This window comes from Brevundimonas sp. TWP1-3 (assembly GCF_049896085.1).
GTDB lineage: Bacteria > Pseudomonadota > Alphaproteobacteria > Caulobacterales > Caulobacteraceae > Brevundimonas.
Map to the genome: position 1 here is coordinate 738,813 of NZ_JAFCTP010000001.1, position 23,082 is coordinate 761,894.

A 23,082-nucleotide genomic window follows, 5' to 3' on the forward strand; every position below is an offset into this window, starting at 1 on the left:
TGTTCGCGGATTGATTACAAGCCTTTGAACGCGCTCGCCAGAGGCTAGGCGTGTTCAAGGCCGATCGCGTCGGCGACGATGCGGAAATGCCCCGGCCAGTCCGGGGCGACATAGGCCGGCGGCGAGGCCGAGGCCGCCTGCGTCGCGCGCTCGATGGCGGCCAGCCACCCCAGGCCGTCGAGCGGGTCGATCAACTCGGCGTTCGGCGTCAACTCGCGGTGCGGCGGGATGTCGGAGGCGATCAGGGGCAACCCCATGGCGCAGGCCTCGACCGCCGGCAGGTCGAACCCCTCGACGGAGGAGGGGGCCAGCACCGCGCGGGCGCCGCGCATCAGACGCGCGAGGACGGCGTCGGACAGATTCGAGGCCTGATGCACCACCCCCTGCAGATTGGGCGAGCGTTGCAGGTGGTCCAGCACAGCCTCGTTCTCCCAGCCGTAGCGGCCGACCAGCACCAGCGACGGGGTTCGCTCGCCCAGCCGCTCCTCCAGCCGGCGCCACAGCGTCAGCAGAAGGGCAAGGTTCTTGCGCGCCTCGATGGTGCCGACATGGACGAAATAGGGGCGTGCCGCCGCGATGGCGTCGCCGGCGACGAAGGCCGGCTCCAGCCCAAGGTGGGCGACGTGGATGGGTGGCTGGGGCAGGCCTTCACGACTGGCGAAGGCGCGCAATTCTTCGCCTGTGTAGGCCGAGTTGACGATGATCCGGCTGGCGAGGCGCAGGGTGTTGGCGACGCGCGCATGATGTTTCTCGCCGTCGCCAGGGCGGCAGAACTCGGGATGGGTCACAGGAATCAGGTCGTGGATCAGAACGACCCGCTCGATTCCGGCCGCCTGAAGATCTTCAAGCGCCGCAGGATCGTGCAGGGTGGTGTGCCCCACGGTCAAATAAAGGTCGGCCTCCGGCAAAGACTTGGCATGACGGGACCGAAAGAACTGTTTCAGCACGCGGGTCTTGTCGGCGGGCTTCTCCTGAACGGGGGCGGGGGGCGCGCCCAGCACCGATGCGGCGGGCCGCGTCTCTGAGGTCAGGGCCGCCAGCAGTCGCTGTTCGTGCGCCAGATCGGCGGGAGCGCTGGCCGCGCCGTTCCATTTGGCCCGCAGATCGACGACGAAACGTCGGAACCAGTCGATCTCAACGGCGACGAGCCGGTTCTTGCGACCCCGCACCGGAATGGTCGTCACGTTGGGCGAGGCGAGCAACCATTCCGCATAGGCCAGACAGACCCGGTCCACGCCGGTCGGGGCGGAGCGATCTGCCCGGCTCATCAGCCGGCTGGCGTCATAGAGAATACGCATGTCAGGCGACGTAACCGGCCTGCATCAGTTCGGCGACATGGACGATGGCTGTAGGCTTTCCGTCCTCGATCACGAACAGGTTGGCGATCTTGTTGGCGGTCAGCAGGTCCACGACGTCGCTCATGCGGGCGTCGGGATCGACGGTGATCGGGTTGGCGCCCATGATGTCGGCCGCCGTCAAGCGGGTGGTGTCGCGCTGGAAGGCGCGGCGCAGGTCGCCGTCGGTGACGATCCCCGCCAGGGTTCCATCGTCGTTCAGCACGGCGACGGCGCCCTTGCGGCCCTCGGTGACGGCCGACACCACGTCGCCGAAGCTGGCGGTCAGCGGCACGCTGGCCGGAGCGGCGGCGTTGTCGCCCATCCATTCGCGCACGCTCTGCAGGCTCATACCCAAGGCGCCGCCGGGGTGGTGCAGGCCGAAGTCCATCGCCGTGAACTCCCGACGATCCATCAGCACCATGGCCAGGGCATCGCCCAGGGCCAGGGCCATCAGGGTCGAGGTCGTGGGCGCCAGGCCGTTGGGACAGGCCTCCGCCACCTTGGGCATGGTCAGGCAGACGGCGGCGTTGCGGCCGAGGAAGCTGGCGGGGCGTTGGGTGATGGCGATGACGGGGATGCCGTTGCGCTGGCAATAGATCAGGGGGTCGCGCAGTTCGCGGCTCTCGCCCGAGTTCGACAGCGCCAGCAGGGTCACGTCGGGGCGCAGCATGCCCAAGTCGCCGTGGCTCATTTCAGCCGGGTGGACAAAGAAGGCGTTGGTGCCGGTCGAAGCCAAGGTCGCGGCGATCTTGTTGCCGATATGGCCCGACTTGCCCATGCCGGTGACGACGACATAGCCGGGTCGGCTCATGATCACATCGACGGCGCGGGCCATCGACACATCGATCGAACGCTCCAGCGCCTCCAGCGCCTCGATGTTCAGTCGGACGACCTCGCGCGCGCGGTCGGTCATGCCGGCGATGTCTTCGGGGGTCGAGTGAACGATCTCGGTCATGCTTTGACGGCCCGCAACCGGGCTCTCCTTCTTTGACGTGCGCGATCCACCGTGACTGCTTGGCGCGCGCCGCCCTCCTTTCAGACGACTTTGTCGGTTTCTGGTCAACCTTTGCCGCATTGGCGCGTTAGGATCGTCGGGGAAGTCAAACAAAGAGTCTGATCGTCAATGCCGTCTCATGCCGGAGCCGCTTCGCTATCGCTCCCGACACCGCCTGTCGTTGCCGACGGAATCGCCCTGTTTCTGGACATGGACGGCGTTCTGGCGCCGATGGCCCCGACGCCTGACGCGGTTCTGCCCACAGCGCGACGCACGTCGGCGCTGAAAGCGGTCGAGGCGCGCCTGTCCGGTCGCGTCGCCATCGTTAGCGGGCGCACCATCGCCGAGATCGACCGAATCTCCGACAACGCCCTGATGTCCGGTTCGGGCGTGCATGGTCTAGAGCGCCGTCTGAAGGACGGGTCGATCGAGCGCAAGACCGCGGACGTCGGAGTCGCCGAGGCCATGGAGGCGTTCGAGGCCTTTGCCGCCGACCGGCCCGGCGTCATCGTCGAGGACAAGGGCGTGTCGGTCGGCCTGCATTACCGACAGGCGCCGGACGAAGCGCGCGCCGCCAAGGCGCTGGCCGCCGAGCTTCAATCCGAAACCGGCCTGACGCTTCAACCCGGCCATATGGTGCTGGAATTGAAGACGCCGGGGGCCGACAAGGGCACGGCCGTCACCGCCTTCATGCAGGAGGCGCCGTTCAAGGGCGCCGTCCCGGTCATGCTGGGCGACGATCTGACCGATGAATACGGGTTCGAGGCGGCGGCTGCCCTGGGCGGCTATGGCGTGCTGGTCGGGCCCGAGCGCGAGACGGCGGCGCGTTACCGCCTGGACGATGTGGACGCCGTACTGACCTGGCTTGAAGCCGTAGCGAAGGCCTGAACCGATGAAGCCCAATCTTGATCTTTTCCCCATCGGCAACTGCGGCGTCAGCGCCCTGATCGACCGCCAGGGCCGCTTCGTCTGGGCCTGCGCGCCGCGTGTGGACGGCGACCCGGTGTTTTCCGCCCTGATGGACGGCGAGGAACCCGATCATGGTTTCTGGGCCATTGAGATGGAGGACCTGAAGTCGATCGAGCAGGCCTATGTCCGCAACACCCCGGTGTTGCGCACGGTGATGACGGCCGAGGACGGTTCTAGCGCCGAGATCATCGATTTCGCCCCGCGCCATCCCAAACATTCACGCACCTATCGCCCGCTGGCCTTTGCGCGGATGGTGCGGCCGCTGTCGGGCACGCCGCGCATTCGGGTCAGGCTGCGGCCCTCGACGGACTGGGGCGCGCGCCCGGCGCCGAACACCTCCGGCTCCAACCACGTCCGCTATATGTGCGCCGACGTCACCTTCCGCCTGACGACCGATTGTCCGGTGTCGCATGTGCTGGAGGAGAGGGTGTTCCGGCTGGAACGGCCGCACGCCTTCTTCCTGGGTCCGGACGAGGGCTACGACCAGGATGTGGGTCACGGGGTGCAGGGCGCGCTGGACCGGACGGTGGCCTACTGGCAGGACTGGGTGCGCAAACTCTATCTGCCGCTGGACTATCAGGAGGCTGTGATCCGCGCGGCGATCACGCTGAAGCTGTGCGCCTATGAAGAGACCGGCGCCATCGTCGCGGCGATGACGACTTCGGTGCCCGAGTTCAAGGAGAGCGGGCGCAACTGGGACTATCGCTACTGCTGGATCCGCGACGCCTATTACACGGTGCGGGCGCTGAACCGGCTGGGCGCCGTGGACATCCTGGAGAACTACCTCGTCTATCTGAGGAATCTCGTCGACGATTCCGCCGGCGGTCACGTCCAGCCGGTCTATGGCGTGGGTCTGGAGCCGGGCATCGGCGAGAGCATCGTCGATTCCGTCGAGGGTTATCGCGGCATGAAGCCGGTGCGGATCGGCAATCAGGCGCACGAGCATCTGCAACATGACGTGTACGGACAGATTGTCCTGCCGTTGGTCCAGGCCTTCTACGACGTGCGCCTGTTGCGCCCCGGCACGCTCGACGACTTCCATGCGCTGGAGACCATCGGCGATCGGGCCTTCGCCATGCACGACAAGACCGACGCCGGCCTGTGGGAGTTCCGCACCATCGCGCGGGTCCACACCTATTCCTCCGTCATGTGCTGGGCCGCCTGCGACCGTCTGGCCAAGGCGGCGGACCATCTGGGCCTGCCGGATCGCGGCGAGTTCTGGCGCGAACGGGCCCGCATCATCCGCGAGCGGATCGAGGCCGAGGCCTACCTACCCGACGAAGGCCGGTTCGCCGCCAGCTTCGGCGGGCGTGAGCTGGACGCCTCGCTGCTGCAGATGACCGATCTCGGCTTCCTGGAGGCGCACGATCCGCGTCAGGTCGCCACCTTCGACGCCATCGAGCGCGATCTGAAGAAGGGGCCGTTCCTGTTCCGCTATGTCGAGCCGGACGACTTCGGCGAGCCCGAGACGGCGTTCAACTTCTGCACCTTCTGGTTCATCGAGGCCCTGCACCAGAACGGCCGGATCGAGGAGGCGCGCACCATCTTCCAGGAAATGCTGGACCGCCGCACGGCCGCGGGCCTGTTGAGCGAGGACATCTCGATCGACGACGGCGAACTGTGGGGCAACTATCCGCAGACCTATTCGCTTGTCGGGATCATCAATTGCGCCGTGCTGTTGAGCCGTTCGTGGACCGATGTGCGTTAATATCCGGACCCCGGGGCTGGGGTCGCCGTTCGAAGTGAAGTCATGAGCCGCCTTATCGTCGTTTCCAACCGGGTCTCCGCCCCGGCAGACCCTGCCGCAGGGTCTGCCGGCGGCCTGGCCATGGCCCTGTCCGCTGCGTTGAGAAAATACGACGGCCTGTGGTTCGGCTGGTCCGGCGAGACGATCGAACACTACACCGGCGAGGTGAAGATCGAGGACCGGGCCGGCGTGACCGTGGGCCTGGTCGATCTGGAAGCCCAGGACGTCGATGAATACTACAACGGCTACGCCAACAAGACGCTGTGGCCGCTGTTCCACCACCGCATCGACCTGGCGCAGTACGAGCGGTCGTATGGCGAAGGCTATGAGCGGGTGAACCGCCGCTTCGCCGAGGTGCTGGCCCCGTTGATCCAGCCCGACGACATGATCTGGATCCACGACTATCACATGATCCCGATGGCGCGGGATCTGCGCCGCCTGGGCATTAGGAACCGGATCGGCTTCTTCCTGCACACGCCCTGGCCCGCGCGTCAGCTGTTGGTGACCCTGCCGCATCACCGGCGGCTGGTGGAGTCGATGTTCGACTTCGACCTGATCGGTTTCCACACCCAGGAATGGAGCGATCTGTTCACCGACTATGTGGTCTCGGAGGCCCAGGGCGAACTGGATGGGACTGGCGGGCTGGAGTGTTTCGGACGCAAGGTTCAGACTGGCGTCTTCCCCATCGGCATCGACGTGGACGGCTTCCTGGCGGCGCGGAACTCGACCCTGGGGGCGCGGACCTATGACCGGATGGCGGCGTCGTCGGCCTTCCGGTCGATGATGGTGGGCGTGGACCGGCTGGATTATTCCAAGGGGCTGGAGGAGCGGCTGCTCGGCTATGAGCAGTTCCTGCAGGACAACGCCTCGATGCGAGGCGAGGTCTTCCTGTTGCAGGTCACGCCGATCTCGCGCGACGACGTGGATTCCTATCAGGATATTCGTGCGCGGCTGGACGCCCTGGCGGGGCGGATCAACGGTGCCTTCGGCGATATGGACTGGCAGCCGATCCGCTATCTGAACCGCACCTATCGCCGGGATCAGCTGGCCGGCATCTATCGCGCGGCGCGGGTGGGCTTGGTCACGCCGCTGCGCGACGGCATGAACCTGGTGGCCAAGGAATATGTCTGCGCACAGAACCCCGAAGATCCGGGCGTGCTGATCCTGTCGCGCTTCGCCGGGGCGGCCGAGCAGATGGGCGAGGCCCTGCTGGTCAATCCCTACAGCCGCGAGGAGTTGTCGGACGCCATCCAGAAGGCGCTGACCATGCCCTTGGCCGAACGTATTCGGAAATGGGAGGCCCTGATGGAGGTGGTGCGCGCCACCGATGTGGGCATCTGGCGCGATGACTTCGTGCGTGCCCTGCGCGCCGACGACACGACGGCTCAATCGACCCAATGGGCCGGGGCCGCCTGAAAATCAGCTCAGGTCGAAGGCCAGCATCAGGGTGCGCTGGGCCGGATTGAAGTTGTCGTCGGACAGGATGTAGAGGCGCGTCTTTCCATGGCGCGTCTCGGCGGCGACCCCCTCGAAATTGTCGGTGGTGCCGGGGAGTTTCAGCTCGATCAGGATCGGCCCCAGGGTTCCGTCCGGGGCCATGCGGCGAACGCGTGCGCGCATGTCGATGGGCGCACGGTACAGGCGCTGAACCACGAACCACCCGGCGCCGGATGGATCACGATCCAGGCCGGTGATGCGGTAGTCGCTGTCGGGAATGGGCGTCCCGGGCGGGGCGGTCACGACCGTGCACCGGGCCGATGAGCAATCCCAGACGCCGCCGGCCTCGCCCGAGACGCGCCAGCCGTTGGGCGAGACGGCCAGGCCCTCCATCCCGTCGTTTTCGGTGAAGGCGAAGTCGGGCGCCCGCATCGGCGTCGGCTGGGCCTTCAGGGCCGACAGCGGGCCGTAGTTCCAGATCCGGTGACGCCGTTCGAAGCTGACCAGCAGATCGCCGGAGGGCGTGACGACCAGGCCCTCGGCGTCGCCGTCCTGCTTGTCGGAGATCGCCCGACCGTCTTCCAGCGTCAGGCGGCGCGAGCGGAAATTATCCAGGCCGATCAGTCGCCCGGCGGCGTCCAGGCGAATGTCGCCGCGCACCAGATCGCCCGCATCCGACACGGTGACGAAGCCGCCATCGCCGGTCAGTTTCAGGTCCGACAGGCTGTGCAGGGGCGAGGTCGGGGCGGCGATGAGTTGCAGCCCCCCGGCGAACCACACGCCGTCCGCCAACTGCGCCCCGCCGGGCAGGCCCAGGCTGACGCTTCTCAGTTCCGCGACCGCCGGCGTCCAGCCGTCCGAAGACAACGGATAGGGCCGTGGCGCGCCGAGCGAGGCGGCGCAGGCCGTCAGCGACAGGGCGATCCAGACGGAGGCGAGACGACCGAAACGGCTCATGCCGCCAGCTTCTTTCGCGTTCGTCGCGTGGGACCGGCCGCGCCTTCATTCTCGAACAGTTCGGCCAGCTTCTCGGTCATGGCGCCCGCCAGCTGTTCCACGTCCACGATGGTCAGGGCCTTGCGGTACCAGCGGGTCACGTCGTGGCCGATGCCGATGGCCAGCAGTTCGACCGGCGACCGATCCTCGATCTCGGCGATCACCTGGCGCAGGTGTTTGTCCAGATACAGGGCGGCGTTGGCCGACTGGGTCGAATCGTCCACCGGCGAGCCGTCGGAGATGACCATCAGGATGCGGCGCTGCTCGGTGCGGGCCAGCAGGCGATTATGCGCCCACTGAAGCGCCTCGCCGTCGATGTTTTCCTTCAGCAGGCCCTCGCGCATCATCAGGCCCAGGTTCTTCTTGGCGCGGCGCCAGGGCGCATCGGCGGCCTTGTAGATGATGTGGCGCAGATCGTTCAGGCGGCCCGGATTGGCGGGCTTGCCGGCGGTGATCCAGGCCTCGCGGCTCTGACCGCCCTTCCAGGCGCGGGTGGTGAAGCCCAGGATCTCGACCTTGACGCCGCAGCGTTCCAGGGTGCGCGCCAGGATGTCGGCGCAGACCGCCGCCACCATGATCGGCCGCCCGCGCATGGAGCCGGAGTTGTCCAGCAGCAGGGTCACCACGGTATCGCGGAATGGGCTTTCGCTCTCGGCCTTGAAGGACAGGGGAGCGGTGGGATCGGTGACGATCCGGGTCAGGCGGGCGGTGTCCAGCATCCCCTCTTCCAGATCGAAGACCCAGGAACGGTTCTGCTGGGCCAGCAGGCGGCGTTGCAGCTTGTTGGCCAGGCGCGAGACGACGCTGGAGAGGATGGCCAGTTGGCCGTCCAGCAGGGCGCGCAGCCGGTCCAGCTCGACCGGATCGCACAGGTCGGCGGCGTCCACCACCTCGTCGAAGGCGGTGGTGAAGACGCGGTAGAAGTCCACCGCGCGGCCGTCGTCGGCCGTCTGCTGGCGGTTCGGCTGCTGACCTTCCTGCAGTTCGGGGCCGTCGTCGGAGCCTTCGCCGTCGGGATCGGCGGGCGCGCCCTCGGGACGGCTCTCGCGTTCTTCGTCCGAGGACTGATCGTCGGCGTCGCCCTCCATCGACTGGGAGCCCTCGCCGCCGTCCTCGTCTTCCTCCTCGTCCTGGTCATCGTCGGCGGCCGGATCCTGGGGATCGGGTTCCTCGTCGCCGGGATCTTCTGAAGAGTCCTCGCCGCGCCCGTCGCCGGGATCCAGATCCAGCGCGCGCAGCACCTCGCGCATCTTCAGCGCAAAGCCTTCCTGATCGCCCGCCGTGCCTGCCAGGGCGTCCAGCTTGGCGCCCGCCTTGGCCTCGATATTGGCGCGCACCAAATCCAGCATGGCCCTGGCGCCGTCGGGGGCGGGGCGTCCGGTCAGCCGCTCGCGCACCAGAAGCGCCACGGCCTCGGACACCGGCACGCGGTCGGCGTCATTGATTCGCAGGGCGCCGGTCTTTTCCAGGCGGGTGATCAGGGCGGCGCCCAGGTTATCGCGTACCCCGGCCAAGTGTTCCGAGCCGAACGCCTCGACCCGCGCCTGCTCGACCGCGTCGAACACCTCGGCCGCCTTGGCGTCGGCAGGCCGCATCTTCGCGTTCACCGCCGCATCGTGATTGGCCAGCCTAAGCGCCAGCCGGTCGGCCTGGCCCCGCAGAGAGGCGCTCTCGGGCCCGGACGGATCGCGCGGCGGATGGGGCAGGGTCAGGACGCCGTTCGACAGCTTTGGGCCGTCGGACCCGAACGTCACCTCAAGCTCGGGCTGTTCGGCCAGGGCCCGCGCGGCATGACCCAGCGCGCGTTTGAAGGTTTCGGCGGGAGTATCCTGGGCGGCCATGGCCCTCAGTTAATCCCTTCGCGCCTGCGATAAAAGCGCCGTCAGCCGGGTTTCTGGATCGGCACCCGACGACCATAGGTCAGACAGCGCCAAACCCACTCCAGCGGCCCCATGCTGAACCGCGACAACCACAGCGGCGACCAGACCAGTTGCAGCGCCCAGACGCCCAGGACCAGGCCCCACATCTGCACATAGTCCACCTGTCCGAACAGGCGCGGCCCCCAGGGCATGTAGAAGATCGTCGTCATGATCAGGGTCTGGGTCAGATAGTTGGTGAAGGCCATCTGGCCCACGGGCCGCAGCGCCGCCGTGATCCACGCCAGACCTCGCGTCGTCGCCAGCACGATCAGGCTGACATAGGCCAGGGTGACGAAGATCGGGAAGGAGGCGACCGCCCCCGCCAGGCCGCGCGTCGGGTCTGTGTTGGGCGCCGCCATGGCCTCGGTCCATTCCAGCACGCCCAGCAGGGCCAGCACCGCCCCGCCCACGGCGATCAGCGTCGCATAGACCCATGTCGGCGCCCGGCCGCTGAAGAACCCTGACTTGAACAGCCCCATGCCCAGCATCATCAGGGCCACGGTCGAGAAGACGAACATGGTCAGGCTGGCCCCTTGCAGGAACATCCAGCTCTGAAGGTTCTGGCCCATCGCCCCGGCCCAGCCGCTGCGATAGGCGGCGATGGCCTCGGCGACCATGGCGGCGGTGTACTGCGGTCCGCCCTGGCTCATCGCCTCGGTGAAGGCCGGCGGTCCGGCGACCATCAGCCAGGTGGCCAGGGCCTGCATCGCGCCCAGCGCTAGGGTGACGCCGAGGCCCACGCCGATCAGCGTCCCGGCGCGCATCGACCGCATCAGCATCACGAACAGGCCGGACCAGGCGTAGAGCAGCAGCACGTCGCCGTACCAGAGGGCCAGGCCGTGGATCAGGGCGATGATCGCCAGCCAGAACAGGCGCCGCCGCAACAGCCGCCCGCGCGCCGAATCGCCCCGCTCGCCCCCCACCAGAAAGATCGAGGCGCCGAACAGCATCGAGAACAGGGTGATGAACTTCTGGTGGAAGAAGACGTCCATCGTCCAGCGCGCCACGGCGTTGGCGCCCGTCACCGCGAACGGGCTCAAGCTCGCGTCTTCATAAACCATGAAGGGCAGGGCGAAGGAGACGACGTTGACCGCAAGGATGCCCAGCACCGCCAGGCCCCGCATCACGTCCAGGCTGGCGATGCGCGAGGTCGCGACGACCGGCGACAGCATCGGCGCGGCGTCGGCTTCGTTATCGTCCATGGTCATGTGCGGATCCCCCAATCCCCAGATGTCGGCCTTAAGCGCGGCGGCCTCAGCGCTTGGGCATCAGGCCCAGTCTGTCCTTGACCGCCGGCCGCGCCTCGAAGGCGATGAAGGCGGCGCACAGACCCGCCCACAAGGCGTAGCTGACGCCCACGATCATGGCGATGGGCAGGCCGCCGACGCCGAAGATCAGCAGGGTCGTCTCGGTCGCGCCCAGGGCCTGCATGAAGTCGCCGGCCTCGATCCAGCCCATGACGCTCATGCCCAGGGCGACGACGATCTGGACCAGGGCCGCCGCCAGGCCGCCGTACATCATGAAGCGCCACACGACGCCCAACCGCGTGCCGGGACGACCGTCGCACTTGCGCTCGTTCAGGATGCGATACAGGGCCAGCGGCACGGTGATCAGGCCGATCACCATCACCACCAGCCGCCAGTCCATGTCGCGGCCGGGCATGAAAGCATGGGGCCGCCAGAACGGCAGGGTCAGCCACAGCGGGGGCCAGGCCGCGCCCGCCAGACAGGCCAGGATCGGATACAGAGGCGCGGGCCGTGCGGCGATGGTCGCCTGACCCGGCAGATCGGAATAGCTCTCGAACCGGCTCATCGTGTCGGCGCCGGCGTGTCGCCGGAATAGTCGTAGAAGCCGCGTCCGCTCTTGCGGCCCAACCAGCCGGCCTCGACATATTTCACCAGCAGCGGGCAGGGGCGGTATTTGCTGTCGGCCAGGCCGTCGTACAGCACGTTCATGATGGCCAGGACGACGTCCAGACCCATGAAGTCCGCCAGCTCCAGCGGCCCCATCGGATGGTTGGCCCCCAGACGCAGCGCCTTGTCGATCGAGGCGACGTTGCCGACCCCTTCGTACAGGGCGAAGATCGCCTCGTTCATCATCGGCACCAGGATGCGGTTGACGATGAAGGCGGGGAAGTCCTCGGCGTCCGTGGTCGTCTTGCCCAGGCTCTCGGCGAAGGCGACGGCGGCGGAATGGGTCTCGGCCGAGGTGGCGATGCCGCGCACGATCTCGACCAGCTTCATGATCGGCGCCGGCTTCATGAAGTGCAGGCCCACGAACCGATCCGGCCGGTCGGTCGAGGACGCCAGGCGGGTGATCGAGATCGACGAGGTGTTGGACGCCAGCAGGGTGTTCGGCCCCAGGTGCGGCAAGACCTGGGCGTAGATCGCCTTCTTGACCGCCTCGTCCTCCAGCGCGGCCTCGATGACTAGGTCGGCGTCGGCGACCGCCTCGGCCATCACCTGCGCCGTGACGATGCGGGCCAGCGCCGCGTCGGCGGCGGCCTGATCGATCAGACCGCGCGCGACATGGCGCGACAGGCTGGCCGCGATCTCGCCCTGCGCCAGCGGCAGCCGGTCGGCGACGACATCATAGAGCCGAACCGAATAGCCCCCGAGCGCCACCGCCTGGGCGATGCCTGCGCCCATCTGTCCGGCGCCCAGAATGGCGACTGTGGTGATCGTGGTCATGAACCGTGGTCGAAAGTGGTCGGGCGGGCACCTTTAGAAAGGAAGACGCCCGGCGCAAGAGCGGATCGGCCCCCCGACGTCAGATTTCCGCCCGCCGTGTCGCCTCAGCCCAGCAGCTGGACCAGGGCCGGCGCCGCCGTGCGGTTGAACAGCACGCTGATGAACTGCAGCAGCAGGATGACCACGATGGGCGAGATGTCGATGCCGCCCAGGTTCGGGATGATGCGGCGGAACGGCTCCAGCAGGGGCGCGGTGACCCGATCCAGGAAGGTCCCGACAGAATAGACGAAGCGGTTGCGATAGTTGACGACGTCGAACGCCACCAGCCAGCTCAAGATGGCTTGGGCGATGATGAACCAGATCATCAGACTGATGATGGCGTTGATCAACCAGACGAGGGCGTAGCCCATGAACCGTAACTCCTGCTTGGATCGGCGCTTCTAGCGTGTTCGCACCCGGTCCGACAACGGCCGTTTCCGAGCTGCGCGGATTGCGCTCACAAGCCCGTTGACACCACGCCCGCCCGCCTTCTATGTCCGCCACGCCTGTGAACCCGATCCCACGCTGGAAACGGGGCCGTAGCTCAGTTGGTAGAGCGCGTCGTTCGCAATGACGAGGTCAGGGGTTCGACTCCCCTCGGCTCCACCAGGCATCCTGAAATTTAAGCCTAGTTGCCGCGGTAGGTGCTATAGCCGTAGGGGCTGACGACGACGGGGACGTGGTAGTGGATGCTGGGGTCGCGGACCTGGAACACCACGTCGATCTCGGGAAAGAAGGGCTGGGCGTCCGTGTCGCCATAGTGCGACATGTCGAAGGTCAGCTTGTAGGTAGCGGCCTGGGTCGTGACCTGATCGCCGAATGACCGCACCCGGCCGTTCTCGTCGGTGCGGGCGGTCGCCAGTTGTCGCCAGCCGCCGTCGTCTTGTTTGATCGCCAGGGTGACGGGCACGTCGCGCCCGCCGACGCCGCGTGCGAGGTCGAGCACGTGGGTCGAGATCGTCTCGGCCGAGGCCGATGCGGCCGAGAAGAGGGTGGCGGACAGGGCGGCGAGGATTGCGATACGCATGGGATGGTCCTTGAACGGTTCGGGGTTCTACGCGGTCCGCGTCACGCCGGATGCTGGTCGATCAATGCTGGGTCGGCCTAATCAGGGTCAGGTCGTAGCCGAGGGCGCGGGCGCGGGTCAGGATGGCGTCGCGGACCTGGGGCGAGGGTTGGGCCGTGCGGCTGAGCAGCCAGAGGTAGCGGCCGGACGGTTCGCCGACGATGGTCCAGGAATAGTCGTCGGCGTGATCCAGCACCCAATAGTCGCCGAAATAGAAGGGACCGAAGAAGGACACCTTCAGTCTGGCGTTGTCGCTGCCCTCGACCACCTTGGCCTTGCCCTGCGAGGTCTTGACCGGGCCGGTGGTCGCGCCCTGGCGACAGGTGTTCAGCACGCCGACCAGACCGTCGTCGCGCACCGTATATTCGGCGGTCACGCCCTCGCAGCCGCGTTCGAACCCGTTCTCGTAGCGACCGATCTCGTACCAGAGGCCGGCGTAGCGGTTCAGATCCACGGCCTTGGCCGGCTGCGGCACGGCGGCGTTGCCGACCGGGCCGCGTTGCAGGGTGGCGCAGGCGCCCAGCGCCAGGGCTGCGCCGGCGAGAAGGGCGATGGAAATCGTGCGTGCGTTCGACATGGCGGCTGAACGAGGTTCCCGGCCCCCGGTTCCTGCGGACGCGTCGGCTGGATCACCGCAGCGAGATGTACCCCCGCTCGATGATGCGGCGCAGGGCCTCGTAGGCTTCGGCGAGTTCGTCGTAGGCGGTGCGGGCGGCGGTCAGGCGGGCGACCTGGTCGGGCGTCACGGCCGAGCCGGAGTGGGCCAGGCGCAGCGATTCCGCCACCCATTTGGCGCGGGCCGTGGCGGTCATCACCGCCAGCTTTTGCAGGGACGAGGCATCGACGCCGGTCAGGGCGTGGCCGATCACCTCCTTGTTGGCGATGTAGGCGGCGTAGTCGATCTGTTCCAGCTGGCCGCGCAGGCGGCGCTGTTCCTGGGGATCGGCATCCTGCGGCTCGAAATGATCGCTGTGTCGGCGGATGCTCGACGTCATTTTGGTCGACATGGGCGAGCCCTCCCCGGCCTGTCCTGGCGGCTGATGGCGGCCGCTTCGGCATGAAGGTGCGCCGCGTCGGTTAACGCCGCGTTGCGCCGGGCGAGCGGGCGTCCGATATCCGGGGCTGGAAATCGAAGCCGGAGATCGACCATGGACCTGAAACTGGAGCGCAAGCGCGCCCTGATCTGCGGCGGATCATCCGGCCTGGGCCGCGCGGTGGCGACGGCCCTGGTCGCGGAAGGGGCGCATGTCGCCCTGCTGTCGCGCGATGGGCAAAAGCTTCAGGCCGTGGCGGATGCGCTGAACGCGGCCGGGCCGGGCAAGGCGGTCGTGGTCACGGCGGACCTGGCGGATCACGCGGCGCTGCTGAAGGCGGCGGACCTCGCCGAAGAGCTGCTGGGCGGTCATATCGAGATCCTGCTGAACAATACGGGCGGGCCGCCGCCGTCGGGGGTGTCGGGTCTGGAGCCGGCGGTGTGGCGCGATCATTTCGAATCGATGGTGCTGTCGATCTTTCGCCTGACGGACCGGATGTTGCCGCGCATGCGGGCGGCCGGTTGGGGACGGATACTGAACGTCGCCTCGATCACGGTGGTGGAGCCGTCGGCGGCGCTGGGCGTGTCCAACACCCTGCGGGCCTCGGTCGCCGCCTGGGCCAAGACGCTGGCGAACGAGGTCGGACCGGACGGGGTGACGGTCAACACCCTGTTGCCGGGCCGGATCGACACGCCGCGCATCGAACGGCTGGACCAGGCGGCGGCCGAACGCACCGGCGTCACGCCGCAGCAGGCGCGGGCCGAGTCCGTCAAGTCCATCCCCGTCAGCCGCATCGGCACGACCGAGGAGTTCGGCGCCACCGCCGCCTTCCTGGCCAGCCCCCTGGCGGCCTATGTCACCGGCTCGCTGATCCGGCTGGACGGCGGGGCGATCAAGGCGATCTAGTCAATCGAGGGTTGCGGGTGTAGCCTCCGATCAGATTGGGAGGACTGCCATGCTGACCTTGCTGATGCTGGCCTTGTCGAACGTCGTGACCGTCCAGCCTGCGCCCGTCACCGACCCGGCCATGGTCCGGGGCGCGCCTGTCGCGGACCGGGCGGCCATGCCTTGCCCCGACCCTCTGATGCAGGCCGAGCAGCGAACAGGGGATCGCGCGGGGGCGTTGCTTGACCGCTCTCTCGATGACGGCCAGGCGCGGCGTTATCTGCTGCTGGATCGGCGCGATCGGAACAACTGCCCCTTGCCGATCAGCTATGCGATCCCCGATCAGCCGCGTGCGCTGGGCCGCGTGTTCGGCCCGACCGTGTCGGTGACGCCGCCCCGTCCTTCACGGCCGCCTCAGTAAACTAGTCCGGGACCGGCGTGACCGGCGGCCTGTCCACCAGCACGGCCTCCAGGTTGGCCATCATCAGCTCGGCCATGGCGTTGCGGGTCTCGACGGTGGCCGAGGCGACGTGGGGCGTCAGGACGCAGCGGTCGCTGTCGATCAGGGCCTGGGGCACGTTCGGCTCGTCCGCGAACACATCCAGGCCTGCGCCGCCCAGCCGGCCCGAGGTCAGGGCGGCGACCAGGGCGTCCTGATCCACCACCTCGCCGCGCGCGACATTGATCAGCACGCCGGTCGGACCCAGGGCCTCCAGCACCTCGGCCGAGACCAGGCCGCGCGTCGATGCGCCGCCCGGCACGATCACGATCAGCACATCGACCTGGGCCGCCAGATCGACCAGGTTCGGCACGTGCCGCCACGGCATATCCTTGACCGGGTTGCGGGTGTGATAGGCGAGGCTTCCGGCGAGCGGCTCCAGCCGCCGCGCGATGGCCTGGCCGATCCGGCCCAGGCCCAGCAGGCCGTAGCGCAGGCCCGTGGCGCTGCGCGACAGCGGCGGCGGCCCGTCCGAAACCCAGCGCCCGGCGCGAACCCAGGCGTCCATAGCCGGCAGGCGACGCAAGGTCCCCAGGGTCAGCAGCAAGGCCAGGTCGGCGACGTCCTCGTTCAGCACATCGGGCGTATGGGTGACGACTGCGCCGCGCGACCGGGCGTGGGCCACATCGGTCAGGTCGTAGCCGACGGCATGGACCGAGACGATCTTCAGCGCCGGCAGGGCGTCGATCAGACGGGCGTCCACGGTCGCGGCGCCCGAGGCGGCGACGCCGACGATCCGCTCGGCCACCTCGGGCGGCGCCAGGCCGTCGGGGCCGGGGCGATGCAGGGTCCAGCCGAGGTCGGGCGCGCGCTGGGTCAGCATTTGGTCGGCGAGGGCGGGCAGGCCGATGGCCAGGATGTCGATGGTCATTGCGCCGTTCTAGGCGCGAGGATGGGCGGCCGCATAGGCATTCAAAAGTCTATCCGCATCGACGCCGGTGTATTTCTGGGTCGTCGACAGGCTGGCGTGGCCCAGCAGTTCCTGGATCGAACGCAGGTCGGCGCCGGCGCCCAGCAGATGGGTCGCGAAACTGTGGCGCAGGGCATGGGGCGTGGTGCGTTCGGGCAGGTCCAGCCGCCCGCGCAGCTTCTGGACCGAGGCCTGGACGTGACGGGGGCTGAGCGGGCCGCCGCGCCGGGCGCGGAACAGGGCGTCGGTCGGCTGAAGCGGGAAGGGCAGCAGGGCCAGATAGGCGTCCACCGCCGCGCGCACGGCGGGCAGGATGGGGGCGATCCGGGTCTTGGACCCCTTGCCGACGATGCGCAGGGTCTCGCCCAGCGGCGCATCGCTGCGGACTAGCGACATGGCCTCGGAAATCCGCAGGCCGCAGCCGTAGAGCAGGGTCAGCACCGCCCGGTCGCGCGCGGCCTCCCACGGTTCGGCGTCGGGATCGGCGTCCGGTTCGGCCAGCAGTCCGCGCGCCTGATCCTCGGTTACAGGCCGGGGCAGGGACGGCTTGACCTTGGGGCCGCGCACCAGGGCCAGTTGCGGGGCGGGGGTGTCCAGCCGCCGGTCGAGGAAGGCATGAAATCCGCAAATGGCTGACAGGCTCTGGCTCAGCGACCGCGCCGCCAGCGGGTGGTCGCCTGAACGGCGCTCGGCCATGTGGGCGCGGACCTCGGCGGCGGTGATCGTGCCCATGTCCTTCAGCGACAGGGTCTCGCCGCGATGGCGTTCGAGGAAGGCGACATAGAGCCGACCGATATGGCCATAGGCCTCCAGCGTGCGCGGCGACAGCCGACGCTCGTGCGCCAGATGGTCGAGCCAGGCGCGCAAGGCGTCGGAGGCGCTCAGTTCAGAACCGGCCATCGCTCGGCCATCCGCTCCACAACCCGCGCCAGGAAGGCCGCCAGTTCGCAGCCCATGTTCGGGGTGAAGCCTTCCGGCTCGGGCGAGCCGAAGGCGCAGATGCAGGGGCGTGGCGGTCCGCCGGGCGTCAGGTGCGGGGCCATGCGCACCAGGGCGATGGACTTCACCTGATCCTCGGTCGCACCGAAGAAATTCAGTCCGGGGATCATCGGGCCCAGCCAGGTCAGGCCGTGTTCGCCCAACAGGTTGTCCACGTCGCCCTCTTCCAGCGCGCGCCAGCCGAAGGGCACGCCGCCGGGTTTTTCCAGGGCGATGGCGGCGCCGGCCAGGCCGAACCGCCCCTGCGCCGCCGCATCCAGCCGCCGGGCCAGGTCGGAATGGTTGCGCGCCTCCATCAGGTCCAGGGTCGCGACGTGCGTCTGGGTCTGGGCGGCGAAGTTGGCGCGGGCGATCAGTTCGATCTCGCGCCGGGCGCCGGTCTCGCGCTCGACTACGGCCTCCAGCCGCGTCAGGGCGGCGGCGCCGAACTCGACCACGTTGCGGCCATGCGGACGCAGGCCGATCTCTTCCAGCAGGGACCGGTCGTCCAGCAGGGTCTGGGGATGGGTCTGAAGCCAGCCGCGCACGTCGGGCCAATGCAGGCCGTCGCCCACATGGGGCGTTGCGTCCGATTCCGACGTTTCGAAAAGGTCCAATGAGCCGCTCAAACAGACCTCTCCAGGAAACGCGATGCTACAGGATCGACTGACCGGTCTTGGCCCAGTCCGCCACGAAGGCATCAAGACCCTTGTCGGTTAACGGGTGGTTCACCAGCGCCTTGAAGGTGTCGGCGCCGAAGGTGGCGGCGTCCGATCCGGCGACTGCGGCGGCGGCCACATGGGCCACGTTGCGTAAGGACGCGGCCAGGATCTGGGTGTCGAAACCGTGCACATCATACAGGACGCGGATTTCTTCCAGCAGGCCGATGCCATCGGCGCCGTTGTCTTCCAGACGGCCGACGAAGGGCGAGACGAAGGTGGCGCCTGCCTTGGCGGCCAGCAGGGCCTGGGCGGCGGAGAAGCACAGGGTGACGTTGGTCTTGATCCCCTTGTCGGTGAAGACGCGGCAGGCGCGCAGGCCGTCCCAGGTCAGGGGCAGTTTCACGACCACGTTGGGGGCGATGGCGGCGAGCTTGTCGCCCTCCTTGACCATGGTCTCGAAATCGAGCGAGACGGCCTCGGCGGAAATCGGACCCTCGACCAGGGCGCAGATTTCGGCGATGACCTCGGCGATGTTCCGACCCGACTTGGCGATCAGAGACGGATTGGTGGTGACGCCGTCCACCATTCCGGTGGGGACCATGTCCTTGATGACGGCGACGTCGGCGGTATCGAGAAAGAGTTTCATGGGCAGGGCTTTTAGCGCCACCGACGATAGGAATCGAGCCCAATCCTCCCCCATCGGGGGAGGGGGACCGCGAAGCGGTGGAGGGGGCCAGCCCCAGACACCCTGTTCGCGGTCAGCCCCCTCCACCACCCTTCGGGCGGTCCCCCTCCCCCGCCGGGGGAGGATCAAGTGAAAGTCGCCTCGGTCCTCATTCCTCTGCCGGTGCCGGAAGCCTTCGATTACGAGGTTCCCGAAGGCATGACCCTGGCGCGCGGCGATCAGGTCGCCGTGCCGCTGGGGCCGCGCCTGATGCGGGGCATCGTGTCCGAGGTGTTCGAGACGACGGGGTCGAACCGGCGGCTGAAGGCGGTGGACAGTCTGCTGGACGATCCGGCCCTGCCGTCGCGCGTGGTGGATTTCGTCGAATGGGCCGGGCGCTGGACCCTGTCGCCGCCCGGCGAGATGGCGGCGACGGCGTTGAAGGGCCTGCGCGCGCCGCGTCCCCGGCCGGAACGCAGGGTGCGGCGGGTCGGCGAGCGGTCGCCGTCGCGCGCCACCCCGGCCCGGACCGGCGTGCTGGAGGCCTTGGGCGAGCGATCCATGAAGGGCGTCGATCTGGCGCGCGCGGCGGGGGTGTCGTCCGCCGTGGTCAAGGGACTGATCGACGAAGGCGTGCTGGAGATCATCGAGATCGCGGCCGAGGCGGCGTTCGACCGGCCCGATCCCGACCACGCGCCCGCCTCGCTGAACGGAGACCAGGCGGCGGCGGCGGCGGCATTGGCCGAGGGCGTGACGGGCGGCGGCTTTCGCCCCTTCCTGCTGGACGGGGTCACGGGGTCGGGCAAGACCGAGGCCTATCTGGAGGCGATTGCCCGGGTGCTGCGGGCCGATCCGGCGGCGCAGATCCTGATCCTGTTGCCCGAGATCGCCCTGACCCAGGCCCTGATCGAGCGGATCACGGCCCGGTTCGGCGCCGCCCCGGCCGAATGGCATTCCGGCGTCGCCCCGCCCCGCCGTCGTCAGGTGTGGGAGGCGGTGGTCGCCGGCCGCTGCAATATCGTGGTCGGCGCCCGTTCGGCCCTGTTCCTGCCCTTCGTCAACCTGCGGCTGGTCGTGGTGGACGAGGAGCACGACGGCTCGTTCAAGCAGGAGGAGGGACTGGTCTATCACGGGCGCGACCTGGCGGTGGCGCGAGCGCGGATCGAGGGGGCGGGGGTGGTCCTGGCCTCGGCCACGCCGTCGCTGGAGACGCTGTGGAATGCCCAGAGCGGGCGCTACGACTGGCTGAGGCTGGGCGCGCGGCACGGGACGGCGGTGCTGCCTGACATCGCCCTGCTGGACCTGCGCCAGAATACGCCCGATCCCCAAACCTGGCTGTCGCAGCCGCTGCGTCTGGCCATCGGCGAGACCTTGCTGCGGGGCGAACAGACCCTGCTGTTCCTTAACCGGCGCGGCTACGCCCCCGTCGTCCTGTGCCGCGCCTGCGGGCATCGGCTGACGGCGCCGGACACCGACAGCTGGCTGGTCGAGCATCGCTATACCGGGCGGCTGGTTTGCCACCTGACCGGCTTCTCCATGGCGCGGCCCAAGCTGTGCCCGTCGTGTGGTGCCGAGGATTCGCTGGTCTCGGTCGGTCCGGGGGTGGAGCGGGTCGAGGAGGAGGTGCGTCAGCTCTTCCCGGATGCGCGGACGGCGGTGTTCAGCTCGGACACCGCGCCCGACGCCCGGTCGGCGCGCGACTTGATCCAGCGGATGACTGATGGCGAGATCGACATCCTGGTCGCCACCCAGGCGGCGGCCAAAGGCCACAACTTCCCGCGCCTGACCCTGGTCGGGGTGGTGGACGCGGACCTGGGGCTACGCGGCGGAGACCTGCGCGCGGCCGAGCGGACCTACCAGCTGCTGGCCCAGGCGACGGGGCGGGCGGGGCGGGCGGATCGGCCAGGACGGGCCATCTTGCAGACCTGGACGCCAGAGCATCCGGTGCTGATGGCGCTGACGGCCGGCGACCGCGACGCCTTCGTCGAGGCGGAGATGGCCGAGCGCGAGGCGGCGTCCCTGCCGCCCTATGGCCGGCTGGCGGCGATCATCCTGTCCAGCGAGAATGCGGCGGCGGTCGAGAAGACGGCCAACGACCTGGCCCAGGCCATTCCCAACGCCGAACGGCTGGAGGTCTATGGCCCCGCCGACGCGCCGCTTGCCTTGGTGCGGGGGCGACGGCGCAAGCGGCTGCTGGTGCGGGCCGACCGCGACGTGAATATCCAGGCCTTCCTTCGGGCCTGGCTGGCGCGGGTGAAGGTCCCGGCCTCGGTCCGCCTGACGGTGGACGTGGACCCCTATTCGTTTCTTTAGACCGCCATGACGGTGCCGAGCAGCACGCGGGCGCCGGTCCGGCCCAGGGCGGCGTTGGTCGCCGCCTGAAGTTCGGCCGACAGCTGGTCGATATTGGGCACGGCGCCGGGGCGGATGCCGTTGGCGAAGCGCTGGGCGGCGGTGTTGTAGGCCGCGCGCAGGCGCGGGGCCGACTGCTGGGCGCGGGTGCGAAGGGCCGCGTCGGGCACGTCCACCCCCGTCTCTATGGTCAGGACCCCGCGACGGCCGCTGGCCTGGATGATCGAGGCGGTGATGACCGGCAGGCGGAAAAAGGTGTCGGCGGACGGCGCCGCGCCCCCGCTCGACGAGGCGCGAGCAGAGGTCGAGGCGGCGGCCGTCGCGACGACGGCGAGACCGAGAAGAGCGCGGCGTTCCATGAGGTCGACACTAGTCCCGACGGCTTAAGAAACCCTCACGCCGCGCGGCGGTGCGGGGAGCGGGCGTCAGACGTCGAGCCCTCGAACCGGAATCCCGCGATCTGACGCGCCAGGGTCTCGGCTTCTCCGGCCAGTTGGCGGCTGGCGGCGGTGGCCTGTTCGGTCATGGCGGCGTTCTGCTGGGTGATCTCGTCCAGCTGGACCAGGGCCTGGCGAACCTCGGACAGTCGATCGGCCTGATGTCGCGAGGCCGAGGCCATGTCGCCGGCGAGGTCGTCCACCGCCGCGACCCGTTCGCCGATCCGGTCCAGCGCCTGGCCTGCGCGTTCGACCAGGTCCACGCCCCGCGCGACCTGGGCGGCCGAGGTGGCGATCAGGGTGCGGATCTCGCCGGAGGCTTCAGCGGAGCGCTGGGCCAGGGCACGGACTTCGGAGGCGACGACGGCGAAGCCGCGACCGGCCTCGCCTGCACGGGCCGCCTCGACCCCCGCGTTCAGGGCCAGCAGGTTGGTCTGGAAGGCGATTTCGTCGATCAGGGAGGTGAAGCGGGCGATCTCGACCGACGACTCCTGGATAGCGGTCATGGCCTGGGTCGTTTCGCCGACGACCTCGCCGCCGTTCTCAACGTCGCGGCGCACGGCGGCGACGGCCTGGGCGGTGTTCTGCGCGCCCTTGGCGGTCTGTTCGACCCCGGCGGCGATCTCTTCGGTGGTGGCTGCGGTGCGCTCCAGCCCGGCGGCCTGGCGTTCGGTGCGGTTGGCCAGGTCGTCCGACGCGCTGGCCAGTTCGTCCGAGCCGGTCCGCACCGCCTCGGCGCTCTCGGCGACGGCGCCGAAGGCGTTCCGCAGGCTGGCGGCGGCGCTGTTGAAGTCGTCCTTCAGCGTGCGATACTCTTGGGGAAATTCGGACTGGATGGCGATGCTGAGGTCGCCGCTCGCCAGTGTCTTCAGGGCCTGTCCCAGGGCCGCCACGACCTCGGCCTGACGGGCATCGGCCTCGGCCTTGGCGGCGGCGGCGTTGTCCCGCTCTTGCTGGAGCGCGTCCAGATAGATCGAGATGGCCAGGTCCATGTCCAGCAGGGCGCGTTGGGTCAGTTCGGCAAGGCCCTCGCCGGTTTCGCGGTCGTGGGCGGCGCCGGCGAACCGTTTGCGGGGCCGCGTCGCCACCGCCTTCATCAACTCGGCCAGCAGCACGCCGTAGCCCCCGATATACCAGCGCGGCTCCAGGCCGATCCGGGCGTGGGTCTGGCCGATGACGGTGACTGCGCGAGCATAGTCGGCGTCTGCGCGTCCTTCCACGATCGCATCCCAGTGGCCCACCTGGGCGGACTTGGCGCGGCCGATATGGGTCTCGTCACGGAAGAAGCGCCGGGTCTCGGGCGTGGCGCGGATGCGGTCGTAGAAGGCGTCGAGGGCGGCAGGCACGGCGCGGCGAATGGCGCCCTGGATCGCCTTGTAGGCGGACGACGGGCCGGACAGGCCGGCGAAGGCCGTTCGCTGCTGGATCGACGTCTCTGACATGCACGCAAACCTCTTACTGATTGCC

General features: G+C 68.7%; 23 protein-coding genes and 1 tRNA gene. 7 read left to right on the forward strand and 17 right to left on the reverse strand.

The window, feature by feature from the left end; translation table 11 throughout:
* Positions 1–44: 44 nt before the first annotated feature.
* Together ACP693_RS03730 and ACP693_RS03735 are read right to left on the reverse strand one after the other, a co-directional pair.
* Positions 45–1,298, reverse strand: coding sequence for a glycosyltransferase family 4 protein (locus tag ACP693_RS03730; RefSeq protein WP_426018873.1), 1,254 nt, complete (start codon positions 1,296–1,298; stop codon positions 45–47).
* 1 nt (position 1,299) lies between these two features.
* Positions 1,300–2,292: a KpsF/GutQ family sugar-phosphate isomerase gene (locus ACP693_RS03735; protein WP_425986457.1), complete on the reverse strand. Its 993-nt coding sequence runs from the start codon at positions 2,290–2,292 to the stop codon at positions 1,300–1,302.
* 168 nt (positions 2,293–2,460) lie between these two features.
* On the opposite strand from ACP693_RS03735, the gene otsB reads away from it, so the two are divergent.
* The 3 genes from otsB to ACP693_RS03750 are packed head-to-tail and all read left to right on the forward strand — an operon-like array spanning position 2,461 to position 6,463.
* Complete coding sequence (gene otsB / locus ACP693_RS03740) at positions 2,461–3,219, forward strand: trehalose-phosphatase (protein WP_426018871.1); 759 nt, start codon at positions 2,461–2,463, stop codon at positions 3,217–3,219.
* A 4-nt stretch (positions 3,220–3,223) separates the two neighbouring features.
* The gene (locus ACP693_RS03745; RefSeq protein WP_426018869.1) at positions 3,224–5,008 is read left to right on the forward strand and encodes a glycoside hydrolase family 15 protein; all 1,785 of its coding nucleotides are present in this window, start codon (positions 3,224–3,226) and stop codon (positions 5,006–5,008) included.
* 42 nt (positions 5,009–5,050) lie between these two features.
* Positions 5,051–6,463: an alpha,alpha-trehalose-phosphate synthase (UDP-forming) gene (locus ACP693_RS03750; RefSeq protein WP_426018867.1), complete on the forward strand. Its 1,413-nt coding sequence runs from the start codon at positions 5,051–5,053 to the stop codon at positions 6,461–6,463.
* A 3-nt stretch (positions 6,464–6,466) separates the two neighbouring features.
* Here the strand turns inward: ACP693_RS03750 and ACP693_RS03755 are convergent, their stop codons facing one another.
* The 6 genes from ACP693_RS03755 to ACP693_RS03780 all read right to left on the reverse strand — a co-directional run bounded on the left by ACP693_RS03755 (position 6,467) and on the right by ACP693_RS03780 (position 12,499).
* Positions 6,467–7,441 (reverse strand): esterase-like activity of phytase family protein, encoded by a 975-nt coding sequence (locus tag ACP693_RS03755; RefSeq protein ID WP_426018865.1) that lies wholly within the window; start codon positions 7,439–7,441, stop codon positions 6,467–6,469.
* Positions 7,438–9,321: a cobaltochelatase subunit CobT gene (gene cobT, locus ACP693_RS03760; RefSeq protein WP_426018863.1), complete on the reverse strand. Its 1,884-nt coding sequence runs from the start codon at positions 9,319–9,321 to the stop codon at positions 7,438–7,440. Before cobT ends, ACP693_RS03755 begins: the two co-directional genes overlap by 4 nt.
* A 41-nt stretch (positions 9,322–9,362) precedes the next feature.
* Positions 9,363–10,607 carry a DUF418 domain-containing protein gene (locus tag ACP693_RS03765; protein ID WP_426018861.1) on the reverse strand — a complete coding sequence of 415 codons (1,245 nt, stop codon included), beginning with the start codon at positions 10,605–10,607 and terminating at the stop codon, positions 9,363–9,365.
* 46 nt (positions 10,608–10,653) lie between these two features.
* Complete coding sequence (locus ACP693_RS03770) at positions 10,654–11,211, reverse strand: phthalate transporter (protein WP_426018859.1); 558 nt, start codon at positions 11,209–11,211, stop codon at positions 10,654–10,656.
* The gene (locus ACP693_RS03775; protein WP_426018857.1) at positions 11,208–12,089 is read right to left on the reverse strand and encodes a 3-hydroxybutyryl-CoA dehydrogenase; all 882 of its coding nucleotides are present in this window, start codon (positions 12,087–12,089) and stop codon (positions 11,208–11,210) included. Before ACP693_RS03775 ends, ACP693_RS03770 begins: the two co-directional genes overlap by 4 nt.
* Positions 12,090–12,193: 104 nt before the next feature.
* Entirely contained in the window at positions 12,194–12,499 is a 306-nt protein-coding gene (locus tag ACP693_RS03780) for a YggT family protein (protein ID WP_135193965.1), read from the reverse strand.
* Between the two features lie 162 nt (positions 12,500–12,661).
* Here ACP693_RS03780 and ACP693_RS03785 point away from each other — a divergent pair.
* Positions 12,662–12,737, forward strand: a tRNA-Ala gene (locus ACP693_RS03785).
* A 19-nt stretch (positions 12,738–12,756) separates the two neighbouring features.
* Here ACP693_RS03785 and uraH read toward each other — a convergent pair.
* The 3 genes from uraH to ACP693_RS03800 form a co-directional block, all read right to left on the reverse strand.
* A complete protein-coding gene (uraH, locus tag ACP693_RS03790; protein ID WP_426018855.1) occupies positions 12,757–13,155 on the reverse strand; it encodes a hydroxyisourate hydrolase in 399 nt (132 codons plus the stop codon).
* A gap of 61 nt (positions 13,156–13,216) precedes the next feature.
* A complete protein-coding gene (locus ACP693_RS03795; protein WP_426018853.1) occupies positions 13,217–13,771 on the reverse strand; it encodes a lipocalin family protein in 555 nt (184 codons plus the stop codon).
* Between the two features lie 52 nt (positions 13,772–13,823).
* A complete protein-coding gene (locus ACP693_RS03800) occupies positions 13,824–14,201 on the reverse strand; it encodes a hypothetical protein (RefSeq protein ID WP_426018850.1) in 378 nt (125 codons plus the stop codon).
* A gap of 141 nt (positions 14,202–14,342) precedes the next feature.
* On the opposite strand from ACP693_RS03800, the gene ACP693_RS03805 reads away from it, so the two are divergent.
* Together ACP693_RS03805 and ACP693_RS03810 are read left to right on the forward strand one after the other, a co-directional pair.
* The gene (locus ACP693_RS03805; protein ID WP_426018848.1) at positions 14,343–15,134 is read left to right on the forward strand and encodes an SDR family oxidoreductase; all 792 of its coding nucleotides are present in this window, start codon (positions 14,343–14,345) and stop codon (positions 15,132–15,134) included.
* Positions 15,135–15,183: 49 nt separating this feature from the next.
* Complete coding sequence (locus ACP693_RS03810; protein WP_426018846.1) at positions 15,184–15,534, forward strand: hypothetical protein; 351 nt, start codon at positions 15,184–15,186, stop codon at positions 15,532–15,534.
* Between the two features lies 1 nt (position 15,535).
* Here ACP693_RS03810 and ACP693_RS03815 read toward each other — a convergent pair whose 3' ends face one another.
* From ACP693_RS03815 to fsa, 4 genes are read right to left on the reverse strand one after another with little or no spacing between them, the layout of a single operon-like run.
* On the reverse strand, positions 15,536–16,483 hold the full coding sequence (locus tag ACP693_RS03815; RefSeq protein WP_426018844.1) for an NAD(P)-dependent oxidoreductase: 948 nt from the start codon (positions 16,481–16,483) through the stop codon (positions 15,536–15,538).
* A 9-nt stretch (positions 16,484–16,492) separates the two neighbouring features.
* On the reverse strand, positions 16,493–17,422 hold the full coding sequence (locus tag ACP693_RS03820; protein WP_426018843.1) for a tyrosine recombinase XerC: 930 nt from the start codon (positions 17,420–17,422) through the stop codon (positions 16,493–16,495).
* Complete coding sequence (locus ACP693_RS03825) at positions 17,404–18,117, reverse strand: DUF484 family protein (protein WP_426018841.1); 714 nt, start codon at positions 18,115–18,117, stop codon at positions 17,404–17,406. The genes ACP693_RS03820 and ACP693_RS03825 overlap by 19 nt, the downstream gene beginning before the upstream one ends.
* 37 nt (positions 18,118–18,154) lie before the next feature.
* Entirely contained in the window at positions 18,155–18,808 is a 654-nt protein-coding gene (gene fsa / locus ACP693_RS03830) for a fructose-6-phosphate aldolase (RefSeq protein WP_284876490.1), read from the reverse strand.
* 168 nt (positions 18,809–18,976) lie between these two features.
* Here fsa and ACP693_RS03835 point away from each other — a divergent pair, with 168 nt between their 5' ends.
* A complete protein-coding gene (locus tag ACP693_RS03835; protein WP_426018839.1) occupies positions 18,977–21,139 on the forward strand; it encodes a primosomal protein N' in 2,163 nt (720 codons plus the stop codon).
* Here ACP693_RS03835 and ACP693_RS03840 read toward each other — a convergent pair.
* Both ACP693_RS03840 and ACP693_RS03845 read right to left on the reverse strand, forming a co-directional pair.
* Positions 21,136–21,537: a Tat pathway signal protein gene (locus tag ACP693_RS03840; protein WP_426018837.1), complete on the reverse strand. Its 402-nt coding sequence runs from the start codon at positions 21,535–21,537 to the stop codon at positions 21,136–21,138. The genes ACP693_RS03835 and ACP693_RS03840 overlap by 4 nt on opposite strands.
* A gap of 35 nt (positions 21,538–21,572) precedes the next feature.
* Complete coding sequence (locus ACP693_RS03845; RefSeq protein ID WP_426018835.1) at positions 21,573–23,057, reverse strand: methyl-accepting chemotaxis protein; 1,485 nt, start codon at positions 23,055–23,057, stop codon at positions 21,573–21,575.
* Positions 23,058–23,082 lie beyond the last annotated feature (25 nt).

What these genes read in the sequence shown, in the direction of transcription:
- ACP693_RS03845 (WP_426018835.1), bottom strand. Translation starts at nt 23,057, where the DNA reads ATGTCAGAGACGTCGATCCAGCAGCGAACGGCCTTCGCCGGCCTGTCC.
- ACP693_RS03810 (WP_426018846.1), top strand. Translation starts at nt 15,184, where the DNA reads ATGCTGACCTTGCTGATGCTGGCCTTGTCGAACGTCGTGACCGTCCAG.
- ACP693_RS03765 (WP_426018861.1), bottom strand. Translation starts at nt 10,607, where the DNA reads ATGACCATGGACGATAACGAAGCCGACGCCGCGCCGATGCTGTCGCCG.
- ACP693_RS03735 (WP_425986457.1), bottom strand. Translation starts at nt 2,292, where the DNA reads ATGACCGAGATCGTTCACTCGACCCCCGAAGACATCGCCGGCATGACC.
- ACP693_RS03730 (WP_426018873.1), bottom strand. Translation starts at nt 1,298, where the DNA reads ATGCGTATTCTCTATGACGCCAGCCGGCTGATGAGCCGGGCAGATCGC.
- cobT (WP_426018863.1), bottom strand. Translation starts at nt 9,321, where the DNA reads ATGGCCGCCCAGGATACTCCCGCCGAAACCTTCAAACGCGCGCTGGGT.
- ACP693_RS03780 (WP_135193965.1), bottom strand. Translation starts at nt 12,499, where the DNA reads ATGGGCTACGCCCTCGTCTGGTTGATCAACGCCATCATCAGTCTGATG.
- fsa (WP_284876490.1), bottom strand. Translation starts at nt 18,808, where the DNA reads ATGAAACTCTTTCTCGATACCGCCGACGTCGCCGTCATCAAGGACATG.
- ACP693_RS03750 (WP_426018867.1), top strand. Translation starts at nt 5,051, where the DNA reads ATGAGCCGCCTTATCGTCGTTTCCAACCGGGTCTCCGCCCCGGCAGAC.
- ACP693_RS03820 (WP_426018843.1), bottom strand. Translation starts at nt 17,422, where the DNA reads ATGGCCGGTTCTGAACTGAGCGCCTCCGACGCCTTGCGCGCCTGGCTC.
- ACP693_RS03755 (WP_426018865.1), bottom strand. Translation starts at nt 7,441, where the DNA reads ATGAGCCGTTTCGGTCGTCTCGCCTCCGTCTGGATCGCCCTGTCGCTG.
- ACP693_RS03840 (WP_426018837.1), bottom strand. Translation starts at nt 21,537, where the DNA reads ATGGAACGCCGCGCTCTTCTCGGTCTCGCCGTCGTCGCGACGGCCGCC.
- otsB (WP_426018871.1), top strand. Translation starts at nt 2,461, where the DNA reads ATGCCGTCTCATGCCGGAGCCGCTTCGCTATCGCTCCCGACACCGCCT.
- ACP693_RS03815 (WP_426018844.1), bottom strand. Translation starts at nt 16,483, where the DNA reads ATGACCATCGACATCCTGGCCATCGGCCTGCCCGCCCTCGCCGACCAA.
- ACP693_RS03770 (WP_426018859.1), bottom strand. Translation starts at nt 11,211, where the DNA reads ATGAGCCGGTTCGAGAGCTATTCCGATCTGCCGGGTCAGGCGACCATC.
- ACP693_RS03805 (WP_426018848.1), top strand. Translation starts at nt 14,343, where the DNA reads ATGGACCTGAAACTGGAGCGCAAGCGCGCCCTGATCTGCGGCGGATCA.
- ACP693_RS03800 (WP_426018850.1), bottom strand. Translation starts at nt 14,201, where the DNA reads ATGTCGACCAAAATGACGTCGAGCATCCGCCGACACAGCGATCATTTC.
- uraH (WP_426018855.1), bottom strand. Translation starts at nt 13,155, where the DNA reads ATGCGTATCGCAATCCTCGCCGCCCTGTCCGCCACCCTCTTCTCGGCC.
- ACP693_RS03745 (WP_426018869.1), top strand. Translation starts at nt 3,224, where the DNA reads ATGAAGCCCAATCTTGATCTTTTCCCCATCGGCAACTGCGGCGTCAGC.
- ACP693_RS03795 (WP_426018853.1), bottom strand. Translation starts at nt 13,771, where the DNA reads ATGTCGAACGCACGCACGATTTCCATCGCCCTTCTCGCCGGCGCAGCC.
- ACP693_RS03775 (WP_426018857.1), bottom strand. Translation starts at nt 12,089, where the DNA reads ATGACCACGATCACCACAGTCGCCATTCTGGGCGCCGGACAGATGGGC.